Source organism: Chitinilyticum litopenaei DSM 21440, from assembly GCF_000428145.1.
GTDB classification, from domain to species: domain Bacteria; phylum Pseudomonadota; class Gammaproteobacteria; order Burkholderiales; family Chitinibacteraceae; genus Chitinilyticum; species Chitinilyticum litopenaei.
Window position 1 is genome coordinate 33,771 of the sequence record NZ_ATZJ01000008.1, and the last position, 19,595, is coordinate 53,365.

The window sequence follows — 19,595 nt, forward strand, 5'->3', positions numbered from 1 at the left end:
AAAAAAACCCCGTGGCCGAAGCCACGGGGTTTTGCTTTGCCACATCCCGCACCGAAGTGCGGGATGTCTCTCCGGGGAGATTAAGCGATGACGGTAAACTCAGTTTCAGCCATAGCACCAAGACCAGTACCGAGAACGCCGATCAGAGTCAGGCCACCGGCAGTTGCACCATCCGCGTTGTAATACAGCGAACCAGTATCTGCCACGAAGATGATCTGCTGAGCATTGGTAGCAGCCGCCACCGAACCACCGGCCAGAGCAGCGGCATTGGCAACGTTCACGAATTCACCAGCGGTCAGCCCGCCAGCGGCAGTAGTCAGCGCGGTAAACACAGACTTGCTCAGCTGGATGGAATCATCGGCGATCGCATAACCGGTGATGGTGTCGGCGCCAGTCGTGCTATTGAATACCACGGTCTGCGCAGCAGCACCCAGGGTGTAGGTATCAGCACCTGCACCACCCACCACGGTCACGCCGGCAGCGATGGTACCCAGCGCATCAGCGGCCGAAGTGCCCACGATATGCGACAGAGTAACGGCGTCACCCGTGTAGTAGTGAGTCACGCCCGCCGCATTCACCAGACCAACCACGGTCGACGAATCAGCAATAGTGCCAGTTGCGTCGTTCAGGGTGAATACCTGCGAGTTGCTGCTGGTATCGGTGAACTTGATCGATGCCTTGCCGCCAATGTCTGTTACGTCAATGGTGTGCTTGGTAGCGTCATAGCCATTGATGATCAGCTTGTTGCCACCGGCAGCGACGTCAAAACCGGCCGCAGTCCAAGCCAGGGTGTTGGCATTAGCAAAGTCAGTACCATCCAGATCGATGATCTGGGTTGCGCCGCCAATGTTCAGCGTCATTTCAACGCTGTCGGAAACATTGGAGTCCTGATCACCCTTGACATTCAGCTGGAACTGGCCACCCAGATCCTTGGCCTTGATCTTCAGACCGGAACCGGCAGTCGCCGTTGCCTGGTTGGTGCCCGTTTCGGTGCGGTAGGTGCCTTCGTCAGCAATGATGTCCAGACGCTCGACTTGCGACAGCGAAGCGGTGTGACCCGCATCGGACAGCGCATCGGCCACGGTGTTGTTCAGGCTGACATCCAGATAGATCGGGGTCGCGCCAGCGGTGTTGTTGATCACCAGCTTGCCCACGTTCTTGATGTTGTCCAGATCGCCCAGGCCGAAGGTGGCTTCTTCGCGCACTTCGATCACGTCCTTGGACTGGTTGTCCACGGCCGACCATTCGGCGTTGGTCTTGTCGTTGACCAGATCAACTTCACCACCGTCGATGATGTGGCCACCATTGACGTTGTTGTCGTTCAGCACGAAACGGTCAACCGTGGAGCCAGTACCTTCTTCACCATCGTATTCGAAGTAGGTGGAAGCGGACAGCTTGGTGCCGAACAGGGTCAGCGCGGTATTGTCGATGTCATCATCGGTGTTCTTGGCGGCATTGGAGGTGCCGGCAGCGCCGTTGATGCTGGAGTCATCGTCATTGTCGATCTTCAGACGACCAGCCTTGTTGTTGGCCTTGATGAAGTCGTCGTCGATTTCCAGGAAGTAAGCCTTGCCTGCGCCGTTGCCAGCCAGATACAGGGTTTCGAAGCCGGACACATTGTCCCACTCGGACTTCTGGATCTGGATGTCGAGATTGTCGCCATCGATCACCAGGGTGTCGTCGCCAGCGCCGCCAACCACGGTGTCCTTGACGGTCAGGCCGGCCTTGGAAGCGTTTTCGCCAGTCAGCTGGTCGAAGATCACGGTGTCGTTACCGGCGCCCATGGTGATCTTCTGACCGCCGGAGGTGTTGGCTTCGGTGGTGGAAACACGCACGATCACGTCGGAAACTTCAGCGGATGCATCGATTTCAGCGGCAACCAGACGCACCGCGGTAGCCAGCGAACCCACGTCTTCCTGACCCAGGGTCACAACGCCAACCTTCTTGTTGTCGTTGGTGGCGTTTGCGCCATCGCCGATAGCCTTGCGCCACAGGCCAACATTGGCGTCATCAGCAGCAGCGGTGTCGGTGTCAAAGTTGATGAAGGTACCAGCAACGCCACCCTTCAGCACCAGCTTGCCCTTCAGATCAGCAGCATTGGCCAGTTCAACGGTGTTGGACTCGCTGTCAGCGTTGCTGATGGTCAGGTTTTCAAACTTGGCGGCAGCCAGGGTGAAGTTGAAACGCTCGTCGGTGTTGGTGCCTTCACCGATGGTGATGCCCAGCTCGTCGCTGGCGGTATCGGTCGCCAGCGCGGCGCTCAGGGTCAGATCGCTGATGTCGTTGTTGCCGGTCACGCCGTGCAGAACGGTGATGTTCTTGGCTTGATCGACAGTCAACTTGGTCAGGGTAACCACTGCATCGTAGCTGGTAGCCAGATCCTTGCGCGTATCCAGACCGGCGCCATCAATATTCGAGATATTGCGAACGCTGGTCAGCTTGGCATCGGCGATCTTGGAGAAATCGATGGCCACAGCGGCGTTGTTGGCCTTGATGTCAACATTTTCCACCTTGCTGACGGTGCCGGCCACACCACCACCCAGTACGACCAGGCTGTCTTCGCCATCACCACCGTCGATGCTGTCGCCAGCTTGCACGGTGTCGTTCAGGTAGAAGGTATCGGCTTGCTTGGAGCCGATGACCGTCACGTTCTGAGCCACGCCCGAAGTGTCAGCCTTGCCTTGCGACAGGATGTTGTTGCCCAGGTTGAGCTTCAGGGAACCTTCGAAATCGCTGGCATCGATCTTGGCCAGACGACCGGAAGCCTGCAGGACACCACCGGTGTACTCTTCGGCCTCAACCTTCTCCGTGGTGCGGTTGATGACGTTGTTGGTCTTGGCCAGGGTCAGATCCTTGTCGCCAGTGATCTTCAGTTCGCCAGCGGTACCGGTATCAGCCGGCAGGTTCAGGGAACCCACGGTATTGGCCGCGCCAGTGGACTCGAGGTTCAGGCTTTCAAAACCGTTGACCGAAACACCGCGACCACCGATGCCGGAGGTGTTTTCACCGAGGTTCAGGGTACCAATCTGTACATTGCTCAGAGTCAGATCAGCAGTATTGTCGCCCTTCAGTACGCCAGCTGCGTAGGAGAATTCAACAGTGCCGGCCTGATTGGCGTTGGTGTTGGCCAGGGACAGCTTGGAAGCCACGGTAGTGATGTTGCCGATTTCCGCTTCGTTGATGCTTTGCGAAACACGGGTAACATTCACTTCCTTCTGGCCGGTAGCATCTTGCAGGTCCAGACCCTTCACAGCATCCGCGCCAGAACCAGAGAAGGCAACATTGATGGTTTCGATGTTGCTCAGGGCCGGGGTGATGATGTTGGCGCCGTTGTCGTTGGCGTTACCCAGCGTAGCGTTCAGGGTAGCGTTGGTGCCAGTGCCGGACAGTACGTCTTCGTCTTGCAGGCTGTTGATGCGGTCGTCGCCACCCGGGGTGTAAACGAGGCCGGCTTCGAAGACGTTGGCGGTAGCCTTGTCGGTGCCGTTGGTCAGCACGAAGGTGTTGTTGCTGGCGTTGTTGATGATGGCATCAGTAACGGACGGAACTTCAGTCAGCTTGGCGTCCTTGTTGGCAGCGGTAACGCCGTCCAGGAACTGGCGAGCTGCAACTGCGTCTTCGTTGCTGGTGTAGCCGTTGATGCCGTCGACGGTGTTCAGGGCAGTGCTGAAAGCATCGGCAACGGCCAGCTTGGCGTCCAGTTCGGCCTGGTCAGCACCTTGAGCGCCTTCCAAAACTGCAAAAGCTACCTGACCAACAGTCAGACGACCGGCAGCAACTTCAGCCACGTAGTAGTTCAGGCCAGCGAGATCCGGATCGCGGTTGAATGCGTTCTGGTATACAGAAGTGATTTGCTGAGCAACGGTTTGACCAGCAAACAGGGCCTTGGATTCTTCGGAGGAAGCAAACGCGTTAACGATGCTGCTTACGCCGTTTGCGTCAGCTTGACCAGCCCAATACTCCAGACCCAGGGCATCAGCCGGGCGAGCGTAGTAGGCGATGTAGAGTTTTTGCACATTCGCGAGGGAAGCTGCAGAAGCCATTGTTTTTTTACTCCAATGCATTGAAAGAGAAAAAATAAGCACGCTATAGATGTGCTTGCGGTGGATTATGTGAAACAGACCAGCAAAAAAATGTGACTCTCGTCACATTTCTGCTTTTTCTGCCGCGGCTGTTGCCGAGTTGCGACACAAAAAGCCCTGCGGGCAAGAACCCACACAGCGGGCGGATCATACCGCAAATCCGCCAGGATTAACCAGCTGAAGGATACACCAGGCTGACGGGCAGGCCCCGCCGCATCAGCCAGCGGGGGCACCCCGGAAAAACACCACAAGGTATAGCCCGGCAGGCCAGCAAGACGAAGCGTGAGAGACGGATACCCGGCATGCAAAAACGGTTCATGGCTGGGGTCCAGCGGTCTGATCAGGTGTTTCCCGCATCAGGACACAGTGTGCACTGCAACAACAGTATCCATGCCCGGGCACGCATCAGCGCCAGTGCCACTCGCTGCTGAGAAAGAGCGCATGTTCGCGATAGCTGAACAGGGGAATGCGGTCAGTGAGTTGCTGATAGCTGTACTCAAGGCGCCAGATGCTTTCCCGCCATCCCCACTCGATGCCGGCGCTGATGCGCCATTCCTGCCCCTGCCGGCGCTGGTTGTTGTTGAGCAGCGGACTGTAGCCCTGCGCGTCCTGCTGCCAGAGGTAGTGCAGGCGGCCATCGATCCGGTAATCGCGCCAGCCGGTTGCATAACCCGCTTCAGCATGCAGGCGTGAGCGGCTGCCGCCGGGGCGATCTGGTGCGTGGAGATAGCCGGCATGTACGGCAACATCAAGCAGGCTTTGCTCTGCCAGCCAGTAATGCCGCAAGCCCAGCGCCAGATCGCTGGCATGATAGTCCGGGCTGACCGTGTAATGCTCCTGCTTGAACTGCAGCTCCGCGCGCAGCAACTGACCGGCATCCTGACTGAGCACCGGTTCGTAGCGAAGCTGCAAAGCCTGGCGATAGGCTTCTTCAATGAACCAGTTGCCGGACAACTCCACACGGAGATCCGCCCGGGGCTGCCAGCCCAGCGTGAGCCAGCTTTGCCGGTAGCCAGCCGGGCTGAAGCTGCCGTGATAGCCGGCCTGCAGCAGCCATTCGGCCTCGCTACCGGTGCGATACTGGATCTGTGCGCCCAGCAAACCCGCGGGGCGGGGCTTGCTGAGATCATCCAGCGGCAAGGTGACTTCACCATCGGGCGTGGTGATCTCCAATACCTGACGCCAGGTACTGCGATTGAGGTTGGAGGTATAGCCCATCCAGCTGGACAGGGTAATTTCATCACGATTGACGCGGACACACCCGGCATCAGCGATCAGGTTCAAGGCCCGGCGCTGCATGGCGTTGAGCGCGGGGTCAGCCAGCAGTTGCTCGTGCAGCAGCTGGGATTGCTCGACCAGCCCCAGCCGGCAATAGACGCTGATCAGCTCGATTCTGGCGCCAAAATGGTCGGGCTGCCGCTGGAGAAACTCCTCCAGCAGCCAGCGCGCAGCTTCCCAGTGACCGGACTGGATTTCCTGCTCCACTTGCAGATACAGGGGGTCATGGTCCGGGTCGTACGGCGCTTCGGCCCATGCGTGCGCAGCGACAAGAAACAGGGCGGCCGCCAGTGAAGGCCAGCCGGATCGGCAGGACACGCTCATGAATAGGCCCGATAAATTGCAAAGTCGGGGATGTAGACCGCCATGTGTCCCTGCCGTCCCTTGAGTTTGACGTCGGCACAGTAAGAACATGCATGCCTTGTCAGACGCTCCTGTGCGCCAGCACCGATAAGCACGCCACCCGGATACTCGGCCGCCAGCTTCTCAAGACGCTGGGCGACATTGACGACATCACCGATTGCGGTATAACTGCGGCGGAAATCGGTACCCAGATCGCCGACAATGGCCAGCCCGGACTGAATGCCAATCCGTATGCTGATCGGGCGTTCGGGATGCTCGCGGTTGTAATCGTGAATGCGCCGCAACATGTCGCGAGCCGCATCAAGCGCCTGATCCGCATGCGAGGGACAATCCAGCGGAGCACCCCAGTAGGCAAACAAGGCATCACCCATATATTTGTCCAATGTGCCATTGGACTGGAGCACCGAGTGAGTCAGCTCACCCAGCACCTTGCGGGTAGTCGCTACCAGTTCGTCGGTGCGCAAAACTTCCGCCATGGTTGTGAACCCGTGAATATCCACAAACAAGGCGGTAATGGTGCGCTCCTGGGCACGCAAGACGCTGGGGTCGTTCCGGTCTACCAGTTGCCTTATCAATTCCTTGGGGAGATAGTCGCGAAACAGCGCATAAAGCTGCCGGGCATAACGCTGGGAAACATACCAGTCCAGCAGCACGGCCAGCAACAGCAAGACTGTTCCGCTACTGAGCAGGGCAAGCCAGCGAATGTCCGCGCGCAGGGCGCCGGCCTCCAGCGCCGCGATCAGCGCAACCAATCCCAACAGCAACAGCACATGCGCCTGGAAAGGGCGGTTCAGCCACCACAAGCCCAGCGTGAGCATGACGACCAGCGACCACAGCATGACCAGCGCCCAGACGGGAACCGGCGGGGGAGATGGTCGTTCCAGCTCCCCTAGGGCTTGCAGCAACATCTCGGCATGCAGCATCAATCCCGGCGTTCTGGCCCCATGCGGTGTCGCGACGAAGTCACCAACCCCCAGGGCGGTTGAACCCACGAGCACCAGCCGGCCGTGCAGCATGTCAGCAGGCACACGCCCGGACAAGACATCTGCCGCAGGCACGGCAATCCAGGAAGAGACGCCATGCTGATAGGGCAAGCGATAAAGCCCATCCGCATCGGTTTGCCATATTCCTGGTGATACGTTGATCGGGCGCATGCGCCAGCCATAGCCGGATTTTTGCCAGGCAGCCTCACCAGCCCCATCCAGCCAACACCCCAGCATGGCCATGGCAAGTGCAGGGTAATTCCGATCCTGATAGCGAATCATCAGCGGCACCCTGCGCGCCATGCCGTCCTGATCGAGCAAGGGGGAAATATGGCCCACACATCCAGCACCGGACAGACCGGCATGGTTGCCGATAAAGCCGGTAGCGGCAGGAAATGAAGGACCGGCAATCGGCGCCCCGCCCTGCAACTGGCCTACACGCAAGCCATCACCGGCATCCATCTGGAACACCTGGGCAAGGGTAACCTTCCCGGCTTTTGCCCAGGCGTGCAGTCGATCATCACCCTCCGCATCTGCCGGCTCCGGAAAGACGACATCCAGGCCAACATGGGCAACTCCATAATCAAGCAGCAGGGCATCAAGCAGATCCGCCATCCTGCTGCGCGCCCATGGCCATCGACCCAACTGGGCAAGACTGGACTCATCGATGTCGATCAGCACGACCTGAGGGCCAGCTTCCGGCTTGGCATGCACCAGCAACAGATGATCTTGATAGCGCTCAAGCAGGGATAGGGGCTGCGGCAGCGCCCCTGGTGACAGGTGCAAAATCACAGCAAACAATGCACTGACACCAAGCAGCAAGCCAAGCCGCAAGCCCAAAAATTGCCGCTGCAGTTTTTCAGAAAAAAGTGGGCTTGGCAAAATTGACAGACGCTAGATAAGGGGGCCGCAAAAAAGTCAGGCCACACCGATGCGCAAGAGATGCCCTGCACCTTGCAGGCACAGGGCAAATTTGATGGAAAGCATCATTTGTCGAGCTTGTTCCAGTAGGTAGCACCGGTAAGATACTTGCCTTCTCCGAGGCCTTGCTGGTAGACATATCCAGCCTCATGAGCCTGCTTTCCAGCCAGTACCCCCTGGATGGTCACGTTGCTGATCGGGCTGTTCTGCATATGGCCCTGTTTGTCAATCGTGCCATTGGCGGAGAGCTGATAAGCCATGCCAGGCCCCTTCAAATCAAGCTCGGTATTGAAGGTTGAACGCGCAAAATCTACCGTGAGCGCTGCGCGTTCGGCGCTCATGCTCAATGCCGACCCTGTCCGGGTATCGATGAATAGCCCTTCATGTTCAGCCAGGGCAAAACTCGCCGTCCCGGTCTTGACTTCAGGCAACTCCCGCGCACTCGAATACGCCCCGACATACGCCAGCGTTGTCGAGAAACGTGCGCGCCCAGCCAGGAACTCGTCAAGCGAAACCTGATTTTTCAGACCGGCAACATCACGCCACCGCCCCCAGTAAATCTGCCTGGGCTTAACTGCCCCATCACCGTTTGCCCCTGTCAAATCCGGCTGGACAATTTCCGGGCGAACAACGACAGAGCCATTGAATCCGGTTTTCAGGTCATCAACCCCTCCTGAAACCTGGTCTTTTTGCTGACCGCCACCAGTAGCACCACCCAAGTCGCGCGTGGCTGACAAAAGATCTGGCGCAAGTTGCCGCAGTTGCTGCTGCGCATTTTCCAGAATGACCGGAGCGACATCACCCTGTCGATATTCGAGCATTTTCTCGCGGGATGCCGACAACTCCCTTGCGGCAAAGCCCTCGCAAGGGCCCGCCCCTTCAAACTTGCAGTCACTACCAAACGGAGACATGACAACACCACCGCTCAGCACAGCAACCTGAGTAGTGCTTGCATCTGCACGAACAATGAAATCCGTCCCTCTCAAGCCAATCGCGGCAACCGGAGTGTTCAAGCGGTACTTGTCTCTCGATTGCTTGACCTTGGCTCCAGACACCGCACGAACGACGCCATGCTCAAGTCTGAACTTGTACTGCTCTACCCCTGAGAGATCAACCCCGTAGGCTTCGATGGCAAGACGACTGCTGGGGCGAACAACCAAAAATCCATGATCTACGGTTTTGATGTAGGCCGAATCGTTGTCTGCTGTCGTTAACCGATCTCCGGGATAAACGGCATCACCCGCCCGCAGTGCCAATACTTCCCCCCCTCTTTCAAGCTGGGGAGATCCGTTTATACTCAGCACTTGACCCATGGGCTGGGGGGCCGCATGGCCTTGCGGCATGAGCAGCATGGCAAGGGCCGCCGTCACATGAGCGACAAGCATGCGTGTATATGAATTGGTCATCTTGTTTTACCTCGCACCACGAAAGAACGCTTGACCCAGCCAGCGGCCCGGTTTTCACATCCTGTCAGGACATCGACTCGTGCTCTCAGTCTACCACATACCACTTTTTGCAGGACTGCCGGAACTGATCCTGCAGCGCATCCAGTCGGAACTGTCTGTAAAGCACTACGGGAAGAATGATACGGTGATTCAAAAGGATAGCAAAGGTGAAGAGCTTCTCTTCCTGCTCTCCGGCTCATTACAGGTGCAGGATGTCACGCGAGACGGGCACAGCATCACCATTCACATCATTCAACCCGGTGATTTTTTTGGGGAGCTGGCCGTGATTGATGGTGGTGTGCGCTCAACCTCGGTCAGCGCCATAACTCCATCTGCGGTGGGGGCCTTAGGGGCTAGCTTTGCCCTGCAGCTACTCTACTCTCACCCTCTGCTTGCGGAGCGCATGCTCAAACAATTGGCTTTTCTGGTTCGTCTTGCCTCACAAAGCAGGGCAGTCCTGGCCATCAACGATACAACCCAGCGTATTTGCATGCAGCTGCTGCGCTTTAAAAAAACAACAGCAGGAGGAGTGGAATATCTTGAACCTCCTCCTCAGGCTGTCATGGCGGGCATGTGCAACTGCAGCCGCGAAAGTGTCTCACGTGCAATTGCAAAGCTAATCCAGGATGGACTGGTTCGTAAAGATGGGAAAAAACTGCTGATTAGAGACTTAAAGGGCCTGCAACTCCTTGCCAGTCATGGCTTGACGCATGCAATAAAAACATAAAGCGTCAAATTAACCGGAATTGCCCAATCACGAAAAAAGAGGGCAGGCCGCACTTGAGAAACCAGCCATTTCCAGTGCGGTTATTTAAATATCAAGTTACGCCAGAAATCCTGACACATTCCCCAGATCAAGAAAAACCACCTCTAAAAACGCAACAATACAAAGCAAAAAAATCTATTGTCTTTCAGTGCACGAGAAGTGCATCTGCATATGCACGCCCCAAAGAACTCCAAGAGAGAGTAGCAGCAATACAGCTTCTGGCGCTCGCCGTCATATTCTCCCAATCTCTCGCAGATAATGCCTGGACAGCCCTGACCCCCTTTGCCAATTCCTCAGAGGAAATTGCAATGTAGTCTTTATCTGGACTGAGAGCCGTCCCTCTGACCCCAAACGAAGTGCTGACAATCGGGATGCCTGCTGCAGCATACTCAATCACTTTCAGGTTTGATCCTGACCCGCCATCCATCGGATTAAGAGCAACGCCTGCAATCTCAAGCCAAAGGCACTTTTCCGCATCATCAACGACACCGAGGCAACGGACATTTGCAGGCAACTCTTCAGCTGCTAGCGCATCCTTGACACTTCCCAGCACGATAAAATATGTATCTTCACACTTTCTCGCGGCAGCAAGCACATGAAAAGCAGCTTCAATATTTGGGCCATGATGACTACCCATGAATAGTGCTATTTTTTCAGGGGCGATTGACATCTGCAGTGAACGAAGTTTTTCTTTCCGCGCTCCCAAAGAAGTCATTTTTACACGTTCTGTATCTGCACCATTTGCAATAACGACAACACGTTCTGGATCACTCTTCGCAGAGTACAGCTGAACAAAGCGTTCGGCATCGCCATCACTGCATGAAATCACCATCTCGGCATCGCGATACGCCTGTGCCTCAAGTGCAGCGATACGCTCGGCCACATCAGGCTGGTTTTTATACATTGCAGCCTTTAAATCCGCTTCAACATTATGGGCTTCATAAATCCACTTTTCACCACCAGCCAGTAAAAAGACAGGCAGAGAATACGGATGACTGCAAATGAACTGCCCTCCTTGCTCCAGTGCCAGCTCAATAGCTTTTCTCCACTCTGGCAGCATGTCCGGATGTCTTGCGGCAACCCAGTCAACACACGAGACTCCCAACCGTCTCTCTTCTTCTTCACAGAGACGTAAAAAATCCACGCCAACCGGCACCAATGTCTCAAACAAACCTGGCGCAAGCCTACGCCTGCTCGAAACCTTGGCAGACGGTGCCAGATTGATGAGATGAACTTCAAAACCTAGGCGGGCCAACTCTCGATACAAATTGAACAATCTAGCTTGCCCTCCGCTAACTGGAGGGAAAACGGGAAAAGTATTCAGGACGGTCAAACGTCTTGAGCTGTGACGTTGCGCAGGGGCCAACAAATTTTCGGCAAGACCCTGCCATGTTATTCCAGCCACAGTCAACGAAGCATTACGGCCCATTTCCTCAGATACGCTGACATTTGACAAATCGGCAAGGGCTCCAGCAATTGCTTGCAGAGTAGGCTCAACAATCCTGCCATTTTTACCGTCCTCGACCAACTCAACAATTCCACCACTATCCGTGCATGTCAACACCGGTTTCGCTGCACGCATTGCCTCGAACCCAATCAACCCAAAATCTTCTTTCTCGGGAATGAAAGGGACAAATAATGCCTTGGCATACTCTTGAGCCAACTGCACCTCGCTAACATGGCCAAGCAGTTCAATGCTTGGATCACCAGCAATCAATGACTCAAGCTCGGCTGCCTGTGGACCAGTTCCGGCAATTCTCAAGGGGATTTTGAGCCCAGCCTTCCTGTATGCCTTGATCAAGAGGTCTAGTCTCTTTGGAGCATCAAGTCGACTGGCCGTGAAAATATGCATTCCGGCAGCATCATTTTCAGAGGGCGAGACAGCAAGTGCGCTGGGGTGATATGCAACATCAATTTGCACATTTTGGGGGAAGTAATACTCGCGCCCTGCAACTTCATGTGCAATTGCCATATAGCGGCTTATGCCACTCGGGCGCAAGGCAACCCGATCAAAAAAATGCACAACCCTACGCAGCAATTGACCTGGCAGCGAGCAATGCTCTGGCAAAAGCACTCCTGCTTGCTTTAATCGATCAAGTTCATCAAAACAAGACTTGAGGCTAATCCGGTCAGGTGCGGGCTCATCCAGCAGGGCAAACAATGCTCCATAGCGCTCTCTGAGTTCGGGATCTTGCTTGCTCAGATGAGCGGGGTACGTATCATAAAGCCCCCTTAATGTGTGCTGCATGTATACAACATGATCACGGTGCTCAACCATCCAAGCCGGATATTTTGTCGTAATGACTCTATCGAAATGATCGAGATTTAGCTCAGAGAAGTGCTTGTAACTAGAAATTATTGACCAAAAATCTTGCTCCGGGGACGGCAGCTTTATCATTTCAGCAATAACACCAGGGGTCTGATTCAATTGTATCCAGATGCCGCGCCAGATATTTTCAGCCCCCCCCCAAACAAAGGGAACACTACTGGGAGCAAGCAAGGCAACTTTCACGATTCAATTCTCCAGCAAACGATTGACCACATTGGTCCACGATATCCCGAACTCCGACCAGTTCATACGGGCAGCAAGCCCCATGCGCTTAACTTCCTGCGGCCTGCGCCGGATTTGCTGAAGAACCTCAGCAACCGCCTGAGGATCTGGCTCGACCACCCAGCCAGTCTCACCATTTCTTACAAACTCAAGCGGCCCGCCACTATCGGAGCAGGTAATCACTGGCTTACCCGATAGCATCGCCTCATGGGTTATATAGCCATAATCTTCATCAAAAGGGGCAAAAAAAACAGCGTCCGCATGCGCGTAATAAAGCCTCTTCTCTGCATCGGAAATGCGCCCCAACAGGCGAACACGGCTCTCGAGTTTCAGTTCTGCAATGAGTTCTTCCAATGCCGCTCTTTGCCCGCCATCGCCAGCAAAAAGAACTGGCAGCGACTCTGGCGCCAGGGCCAAAGCTCTTACCAGCAGATCTTGCCGCTTGAGTGTTTCAATTCGGCTTGGACAAAACACGTAGCCGAGTGGCTCTGCAAGGAAAAGCGCTTCGGCCTGTGGGGGTGGATGGTAAAGTGGCTCGGCATTTACACCATTAAATCGACGCAAACGGTCAGCAACCGTTTGCGAATTGGCCATGACGCGCTTGCATCGCGCAAAACTGCGTTGATCATAGGCAACCACCTTCTCACGCAGTGCAGCAAGCTCCGGACTTGCAGTCTGGGGGTCATACAACTCATATACAGCTCGATGCTGGTGCATTACCCAAGCGACATGATCATCATGCATAGCGCCATAACCTGGAAACTGCAGGCTGATGAGCTTATCGACTCGATAATTATTTGGTGCGCGCAGATCAAGTCGAGCAAGCCATTCCATCAGATCCATGATGGTCTGCTCAGGCTGGAAGGTAAACGGAAAGCGCAAAAGCTCTACTTGACAACCTGCCGAACGCAAAGCATCACACACCCCATTGACATGGTAATCAGCCCCACCATGAATAAAAGGTGCAATGCTGGCAGTTACCAGCACCCTCATGACTGCGCCTTTTTCCAGGCAACTAGGGCATAATCCTGAGGCCCACACAAATGACCATTAACACGCTCCGTCAGCGGGTCATTTCCTGGCACTTTCGCACCATCTGGATAGGGATTAAGCCGGAGCACTTCACAATCAGTGAATCCATGATACTCAGCCAAAAACTGCAAGCTTGTCGGCGTCACGGGATTTCGATGAGTAAAGTCATGATAGAAGGTATGACTTCCGACAAGAACATTCTCAGGATTTGGGGTCTCAAGAATCATGACGCCCCCTGGAGCCAGTGCTGCAAATGACTTCTGAATCATTTGAAACAATGCATCAAATGGTAAATGCTCAACAAGGTGAAAGGATGTGATCGCCGAAAGTGATTTCGCAGGCACGCCATCCAAAGCACTCAAAGCATCCATCTCATATGCCTGAAGACCCTGCTGGCAACAATAATCAATCATGGCAGCACTTAAGTCCACACCTGAAGCGGGGATGTTCTCATTAACTAAAATACTGAGCCACTCTCCCCTACCACAAGCAATATCCAACACACTACCTCTGGATTGGCTCAAGGCGCGGCGAATGATCGGAAGAAACAGCCGTTGCCTGCCAGCAATAGCTGAATTGTCACCACGAAAATGATCTTCAAACGCCAGATAATATCGATCCAAATCCTGTGAAAGATCATCATCAGCTGAGACTTTTGCATGCAGATCATCTACAAAATCAGTACCGACGCACCGTGATGCAAGAGACTCCTGAAAAGCAATTAGCCTTTGCTGCTCATGCCTGACACTACTCGAAAAAGCCTGCATGGCTCCAAGCATGCCCCTTTGAAAACCGGCGTGCTGCACTGATACCTTATGGACTTGCGCAGCAAGCTGCTGTTGCTCTTGACCAAGCACAGCAAGCCTTTCCCCCTGAATATCCAGCTCTCTTAAAGTGGCCATTATTGCCACAAATGAGCGATTGGTAGTGAATCGCCACATTAGCAAAGCAACGAGCTTTGTCACCTTGATGGTTAACGAGGCAGCGGGCTTCGACTTGAAAAAACGAATCGCACGGACAATCATGCGATCTAAGAAACCCAAGCGCCTGAGTTGTAAATTCTTCTGAGTCGCAAGACGAAAAAGCAATTCAAGTCGTGACAAGCGGCCACTACTGATCTCTGGAAGCAGGCCTTGAATTGCTGACGTTTCAGGCATCTTGCCAAGGAGTAATTGATTCGCCGCACAAATAAAAAACCGATCAGCGGGCTGGAATAGAACCTCCCCCATGGAGCTCGGCCACTGGAGTTCGACCTTCTGCAGATCAGGCATAGAGCCACTATACACTGGGTCAATATCAGTCACTGCCTCTACCTGGCGAGCCTCATCACGAACCCTTGCAATGATTTCATCAATATTTGTCATCAGCTTATCCGGCTAACTGTTGTTTCCAGCCTGGCGACACCTGCAAACACCTCATCACTTAAAACGGTGAAAGTGCAGGCGTGATCCCACCAGTCGTAATTGTCATTCAGATGGTGGTAGCTGGAATGCAGCGCCACACTCAGATTGTATGTTCCCGCCCCCAAAGCTAGAGCAGCTATATCGAAAGCAACCACATGATCTGCCCCCTGTCCACCAGCGGGAAGTGCCACCCCCTTGATGAAACTGTTGGTGCCAAAAACTTCATTTCCCACGCGGTCCTTTATCAGCATTCCAACGGTCAGATCGTCAACGACACGATTCAGTCGGTATGATACGAGCAAACGGGCCGGAGCATTACTTTGCAAGACCTCGGCAGATTGTCCCGAGGCATTCTGCAAAACGACTTGGGTAATTTCTGCGTCGCCTGTACCAGAACGCACACCTTCTTCGCTTACAATTTTAATTTGGGCATTGTCACGCTCGGATATCAGGGCATTGTAATAGTCCAGCACTTCACCAGGATCACCATCACGGACCATGTCGCCCCGATCAAGCAAGATTGCACGATTGCAAATTGATTTGATGGCAAGCGGATCATGCGAGACAAAAAGCAGAGTTGTGCCTTTTTGTCGATAATCCTTGATGCGATCAAAACATTTATGCTGAAAATAGGCATCTCCAACTGAAAGAGCCTCATCGACAATCAGAATATCCGGACGGATTGCCGTAGCAACGCTAAATGCCAGACGCATCTGCATGCCACTGGAATATTTCTTGATAGGCACATCAAAGTACTCTCCAAGCTCAGAGAAGGCCATCATCCCATCGATATGCTCGTGAATTTCATCACGACTGAAACCGAGCAGCTGCCCTGAGATATAGGCATTCTGCCTGCCTGTCAGCTCTTCATGAAATCCGACACCAAGCTCCAGCAAAGCGCTTACCCGGCCTTCAAGGGAAACCAGGCCCGAGGTAGGCGCGAGGGTTCGGCAAATCAACTTGAGCAGAGTACTCTTGCCAGAGCCATTACGCCCGACGATGGCAAGCGCCTCACCCGGTGCGACACGGAAACTAATGTTACGCAACACCTGCTTGTGATATGCACGGCCCGGCACATTAATACCGCACAATGCAAGTATTTTTGCAAGACGCCCGCGATAGATCGTGAAGCACTTGTTAAGCTGATTGACAACAATTGTACCCATATTACAGCTCATCCATGACTTTCTGGATATTTCGGCGATAGAATGGCACAAAGATGGCAAAAAGAATGATGCCAAGCAGCAAGGCCTTTACAAATGCAAACCAAGGAATTTCATGACCAAGAAGCACAGCCCTGCCGGGCTCGATCAGCCACAAGAATGGGTTAAGCTGAAAAATTTCCCGGATTGAAGCGGGAACAATCGCAACTGAATAGACAATAGGCGTTGCCCAGAAAAGGATCTGCATTGCAGAATCGACGAACTGTCCAACATCGCGTACATTGGCATTCAGCAAGGCCAATATTCCAGCAAGAGGAAAAATCCAGCCAGCAGCAACCACCAGCTGCAGGAAATACACTGGAACAATCAGTAAGTTGAACTCACCAATCAGCAGCAAGAAACCCCAAAATATCAAAGCCATCACAGAGGCATTAAATGCAGCAACTGCTGCAACAGCAAGAAGCGGTATGATTTTTGAAACACCGTTTTTTTTCAGCAGATTGGCATTGTCCACAAGGTACTGTTTTCCGCGCAGAATCAGCTCGGACATGAACTGCCACATTACCATGCCGCTGGTAAGATAGACGGTATAACCATATGTGGTTTGTACACCGGGCAAGCGGGATTTCATCAAATCAGCAAAAATTACGCTGTAAGTAAAAATCAATACAATTGCAGGCAGAAAAAGCCATAACCAGCCCAGCATGGAGCCACTGTATCTGGCCTTCAATTCACGACTGACCAAGGCCTGGAACAACCAGCGCGCGCCCCACAAACGTTCAAGCAATCCCATACAACACCATGAAGTTAATACCGCAGGCCAACAGGATGCCGACGCCATTGGCCAAAACATCCCAATAACAGCAACGACGCCCGAACCGCGGCTGCAACCACTCAATCAGAATCCCTGCCAGCATTGGAAACAGCGCAGCCTGCCACCAGGGCAGAACCTGGAGCAATAGCAGCGATAATGTCCCATAAGCCATGGCATGCAGCAGCTTGTCATTGCGAATTGGCAACCTGTCGGTCACATCGACAAACGAGCCAAAAGCAATCAAGGCAAGGAGCAGCATTGCCAGCAGGGCAAGAAGATAAGTCACCTTACGAGACCGTCTTGTAAAGCTCGACAGTCTCGTGCGCGCAGGCCTGCCAGGTATAAGTACTGGCACGCAACAGCGCCGCTTTGGACAGTGCCAGCCCCAACTCGGGGCTCTCCAGCAATTTGCAGATCACATCGCTCAGTTCTTCGACGGCCCCAGCCTGACAGGTCAGCACGCAATCATGCCCCACTTCGCTCATGGCCGAATTTGCAGTGGTAATGACGGGGGTTCCGACCGCCATGGCTTCAAGCACTGGCAGGCCAAAACCTTCATAGCTGGAAGGGTAAACCAGCATCTGGGCGCCCTGCAGAAGCGCGGGCAGAGCCGCCTCATCGACATAGCGCAACCACAGCACGCCGTCGTCAGCACTCAGCCTTGGCAAGAGTTCGTCACTGAGCCACCCCAATTTGCCAGCGACAACCAGACGGCGACCTTCCTTGAGCGCACTGGGCAATCGCGCCCAGGCATCCAGAACATCAACAACGCGCTTGCGCGGCTCTATCGTGCCGACATACAGGATATATGGCGTATCAGCCAGCCCGAGGGACCGCAAGGCGGCCGGATCTGCCGCCGAGGGCTGATAACGCACGAGATCAACCCCGTTCGGCGTGACACGCACGCGCGATTCCAGGCCTGGCTGCCAGTCCAGCAGCTCTCGCCGGGTGAACTCCGAAACGACGGCAATTCCGGCTGCGCGCTCAAGAGCGGGCCGCAGATACCTGTTGAGAAAGCGCACGCGCTCGGCCGGGTGCCATTCCGGATGCCGCAGATGTGAAAGATCGTGCACCGTGATGACCGTACGGCCATGCAGCTGACTTGGAATGTAATTGGGCTCGTGCAGAATTGCATCTGCTGGCAAGCGCTCGGCGCGCATACGGTCGAGCCAGAACTTGGCCTGCCGTGCCACACTGCGCAGAGGGCCCAGTCGTGCAGCAAGAGCCCGCGCCTGGTTCTCCATGGCGGGAGGCTCGGCACTACTGACGCGCTTGCCGCCCCGGAGGAACTCCAGACTTGCCACATCCGGCTGAGCAGGCAAGTTCGCAGCCAGTTCCGCCGCATAACGCCCGATCCCGGTCAGGGGATGACTGATGCAATTCGCCGAGAAAATAATGTGCATCAAGACACTGCACTGTTCTGATCAATGAGGGCAAGGAGCATTGCGGTTTGTGCACGCATCAGCGCTTCATCCCCGCGACTTTCGACATTCAGGCGCAATACCGGCTCGGTATTCGAGCCCCGCAGATTGAATCGCCAGTTGGCAAACTCCATGCTGATGCCATCGGTTTCATCGACCGCGCAAGCAGACTCATCAAAGGCAGCGCGAACCCGGGCAATCGTTGCCTTGACATCGCTGACCTTGCGGTTGATTTCACCGGAGGAAGGAAAAGCGGCAATACGTTCAGCCACAAGGGCGGACAGGGCTTGCCCTGAGGTACTCATCAGCTCGGCTACCAGCAGCCACGGAATCATGCCGCTGTCACAGTAGGCGAAGTCGCGGAAATAGTGATGAGCACTCATTTCCCCCCCGTAGACGGCATCCTCCTTGCGCATCCGCTCCTTGATGAAGGCATGGCCCGTCTTGCTCTGCACAGGAACGCCGCCAGCCTCCTGCACCATTGCGATGGTATTCCAGGTAAGCCGAGGATCATGAATGATTTTTTCACCAGGGGTATTTGCCAGAAACGCTTTAGCCAGAAGGCCTACAATGTAATACCCCTCAATAAACTCACCCTTCTCATCAAACAGGAAGCAGCGGTCGAAATCGCCATCCCATGCGATGCCCATATCCGCACCATGCGCCTTTACAGCCTCGGCCGTATCGGCGCGATTTTCCGGCAACAAGGGATTGGGGATGCCATTGGGGAAACGCGCATCGGGCTCATGGTGAATCTTGATGAAGCTCACCGGCACGCCAAGGGCGGCAAACTCTTGCTCGATGGCGTCAATGACATGGCCGGCTGCGCCATTGCCGGCATTGACCACCAGCTTCAGAGGCTTCAGGCGGGTAGGCTCGATATACGCCAGCAGATGCCGGACGTAATCCGCGAGTACGGTGAGTTCGCTGAGTGAGCCGCGTCGGCCAGGTGCCGCAAACTCGTTGGCTTCGGCAAGCCGTTGAATCTCGCGCAAACCTGAGTCGCCACTAATCGGTTGCGCGCCGCGCTTCACCAGCTTCATGCCGTTGTAGTCCAGCGGGTTGTGACTGGCAGTGACCTCAATGCCGCCATCGACATCCAGGTGAAATGCGGCAAAGTAAATTTCTTCGGTACCCGTCATGCCGATATCGATGACATCAGCGCCGGAATCCATCAGGCCATTTGCCAGCGCCATTTTCAGTGCGGCCGAAGTCTCACGCACATCGCCGCCCACGACAACACGGCGAGGCTGCAGGAACTCGCCATACGCACGGCCGATACGGTAGGCAATCTCCTCATTCAATTCGCTCCCCAACTGGCCGCGAATGTCATAGGCCTTGAAACATGTCAGTTGCTGATTCATGACCATCCC

Annotated in this window: 13 protein-coding genes; 1 reads left to right on the forward strand and 12 read right to left on the reverse strand. The window is 54.8% G+C overall.

What is annotated here, in order from left to right:
• Nucleotides 1-80 precede the first annotated feature (80 nt).
• The 4 genes from C515_RS0105325 to C515_RS22315 form a co-directional block, all read right to left on the reverse strand.
• The gene (locus C515_RS0105325; protein ID WP_028454696.1) at nt 81-4,043 is read right to left on the reverse strand and encodes a beta strand repeat-containing protein; all 3,963 of its coding nucleotides are present in this window, start codon (nt 4,041-4,043) and stop codon (nt 81-83) included.
• Nucleotides 4,044-4,487: 444 nt separating this feature from the next.
• Nucleotides 4,488-5,684 carry a hypothetical protein gene (locus C515_RS0105330; protein ID WP_028454697.1) on the reverse strand — a complete coding sequence of 399 codons (1,197 nt, stop codon included), beginning with the start codon at nt 5,682-5,684 and terminating at the stop codon, nt 4,488-4,490.
• Nucleotides 5,681-7,528 carry a CHASE2 domain-containing protein gene (locus C515_RS0105335; RefSeq protein WP_144290354.1) on the reverse strand — a complete coding sequence of 616 codons (1,848 nt, stop codon included), beginning with the start codon at nt 7,526-7,528 and terminating at the stop codon, nt 5,681-5,683. The genes C515_RS0105330 and C515_RS0105335 overlap by 4 nt, the downstream gene beginning before the upstream one ends.
• Before the next feature lie 164 nt (nt 7,529-7,692).
• On the reverse strand, nt 7,693-9,033 hold the full coding sequence (locus tag C515_RS22315; RefSeq protein ID WP_081686768.1) for a FecR family protein: 1,341 nt from the start codon (nt 9,031-9,033) through the stop codon (nt 7,693-7,695).
• 79 nt (nt 9,034-9,112) lie between these two features.
• Here C515_RS22315 and C515_RS19645 point away from each other — a divergent pair, with 79 nt between their 5' ends.
• Nucleotides 9,113-9,799: a Crp/Fnr family transcriptional regulator gene (locus C515_RS19645; RefSeq protein WP_051304660.1), complete on the forward strand. Its 687-nt coding sequence runs from the start codon at nt 9,113-9,115 to the stop codon at nt 9,797-9,799.
• Between the two features lie 184 nt (nt 9,800-9,983).
• Here the strand turns inward: C515_RS19645 and C515_RS22975 are convergent, their stop codons facing one another.
• The 8 genes from C515_RS22975 to C515_RS0105405 are packed head-to-tail and all read right to left on the reverse strand — an operon-like array spanning nt 9,984 to nt 19,586.
• Nucleotides 9,984-12,350: a glycosyltransferase family 4 protein gene (locus C515_RS22975; protein ID WP_144290355.1), complete on the reverse strand. Its 2,367-nt coding sequence runs from the start codon at nt 12,348-12,350 to the stop codon at nt 9,984-9,986.
• 3 nt (nt 12,351-12,353) lie between these two features.
• Nucleotides 12,354-13,382, reverse strand: coding sequence for a glycosyltransferase family 4 protein (locus C515_RS19650; RefSeq protein WP_043648240.1), 1,029 nt, complete (start codon nt 13,380-13,382; stop codon nt 12,354-12,356).
• Nucleotides 13,379-14,785: a class I SAM-dependent methyltransferase gene (locus tag C515_RS22980; protein ID WP_081686770.1), complete on the reverse strand. Its 1,407-nt coding sequence runs from the start codon at nt 14,783-14,785 to the stop codon at nt 13,379-13,381. The genes C515_RS19650 and C515_RS22980 overlap by 4 nt, the downstream gene beginning before the upstream one ends.
• Nucleotides 14,785-15,990 (reverse strand): ABC transporter ATP-binding protein, encoded by a 1,206-nt coding sequence (locus C515_RS24760; protein ID WP_028454703.1) that lies wholly within the window; start codon nt 15,988-15,990, stop codon nt 14,785-14,787. The genes C515_RS22980 and C515_RS24760 overlap by 1 nt, the downstream gene beginning before the upstream one ends.
• Before the next feature lies 1 nt (nt 15,991).
• Nucleotides 15,992-16,780: an ABC transporter permease gene (locus C515_RS0105390; RefSeq protein ID WP_028454704.1), complete on the reverse strand. Its 789-nt coding sequence runs from the start codon at nt 16,778-16,780 to the stop codon at nt 15,992-15,994.
• The gene (locus tag C515_RS23480) at nt 16,767-17,087 is read right to left on the reverse strand and encodes a VanZ family protein (RefSeq protein WP_144290357.1); all 321 of its coding nucleotides are present in this window, start codon (nt 17,085-17,087) and stop codon (nt 16,767-16,769) included. Before C515_RS23480 ends, C515_RS0105390 begins: the two co-directional genes overlap by 14 nt.
• 1 nt (nt 17,088) lies before the next feature.
• On the reverse strand, nt 17,089-18,204 hold the full coding sequence (locus C515_RS19655) for a glycosyltransferase family 4 protein (RefSeq protein WP_028454706.1): 1,116 nt from the start codon (nt 18,202-18,204) through the stop codon (nt 17,089-17,091).
• Nucleotides 18,204-19,586: a phosphohexomutase domain-containing protein gene (locus C515_RS0105405; RefSeq protein WP_144290358.1), complete on the reverse strand. Its 1,383-nt coding sequence runs from the start codon at nt 19,584-19,586 to the stop codon at nt 18,204-18,206. The genes C515_RS19655 and C515_RS0105405 overlap by 1 nt, the downstream gene beginning before the upstream one ends.
• Nucleotides 19,587-19,595: the final 9 nt, after the last annotated feature.

Coding starts and splice junctions, on each gene's coding strand:
- C515_RS22315 (WP_081686768.1), bottom strand. CDS start 9,033: ATGACCAATTCATATACACGCATGCTTGTCGCTCATGTGACGGCGGCC.
- C515_RS0105325 (WP_028454696.1), bottom strand. CDS start 4,043: ATGGCTTCTGCAGCTTCCCTCGCGAATGTGCAAAAACTCTACATCGCC.
- C515_RS19650 (WP_043648240.1), bottom strand. CDS start 13,382: ATGAGGGTGCTGGTAACTGCCAGCATTGCACCTTTTATTCATGGTGGG.
- C515_RS0105405 (WP_144290358.1), bottom strand. CDS start 19,586: ATGAATCAGCAACTGACATGTTTCAAGGCCTATGACATTCGCGGCCAG.
- C515_RS22980 (WP_081686770.1), bottom strand. CDS start 14,785: ATGACAAATATTGATGAAATCATTGCAAGGGTTCGTGATGAGGCTCGC.
- C515_RS0105390 (WP_028454704.1), bottom strand. CDS start 16,780: ATGGGATTGCTTGAACGTTTGTGGGGCGCGCGCTGGTTGTTCCAGGCC.
- C515_RS19655 (WP_028454706.1), bottom strand. CDS start 18,204: ATGCACATTATTTTCTCGGCGAATTGCATCAGTCATCCCCTGACCGGG.
- C515_RS24760 (WP_028454703.1), bottom strand. CDS start 15,990: ATGGGTACAATTGTTGTCAATCAGCTTAACAAGTGCTTCACGATCTAT.
- C515_RS0105330 (WP_028454697.1), bottom strand. CDS start 5,684: ATGAGCGTGTCCTGCCGATCCGGCTGGCCTTCACTGGCGGCCGCCCTG.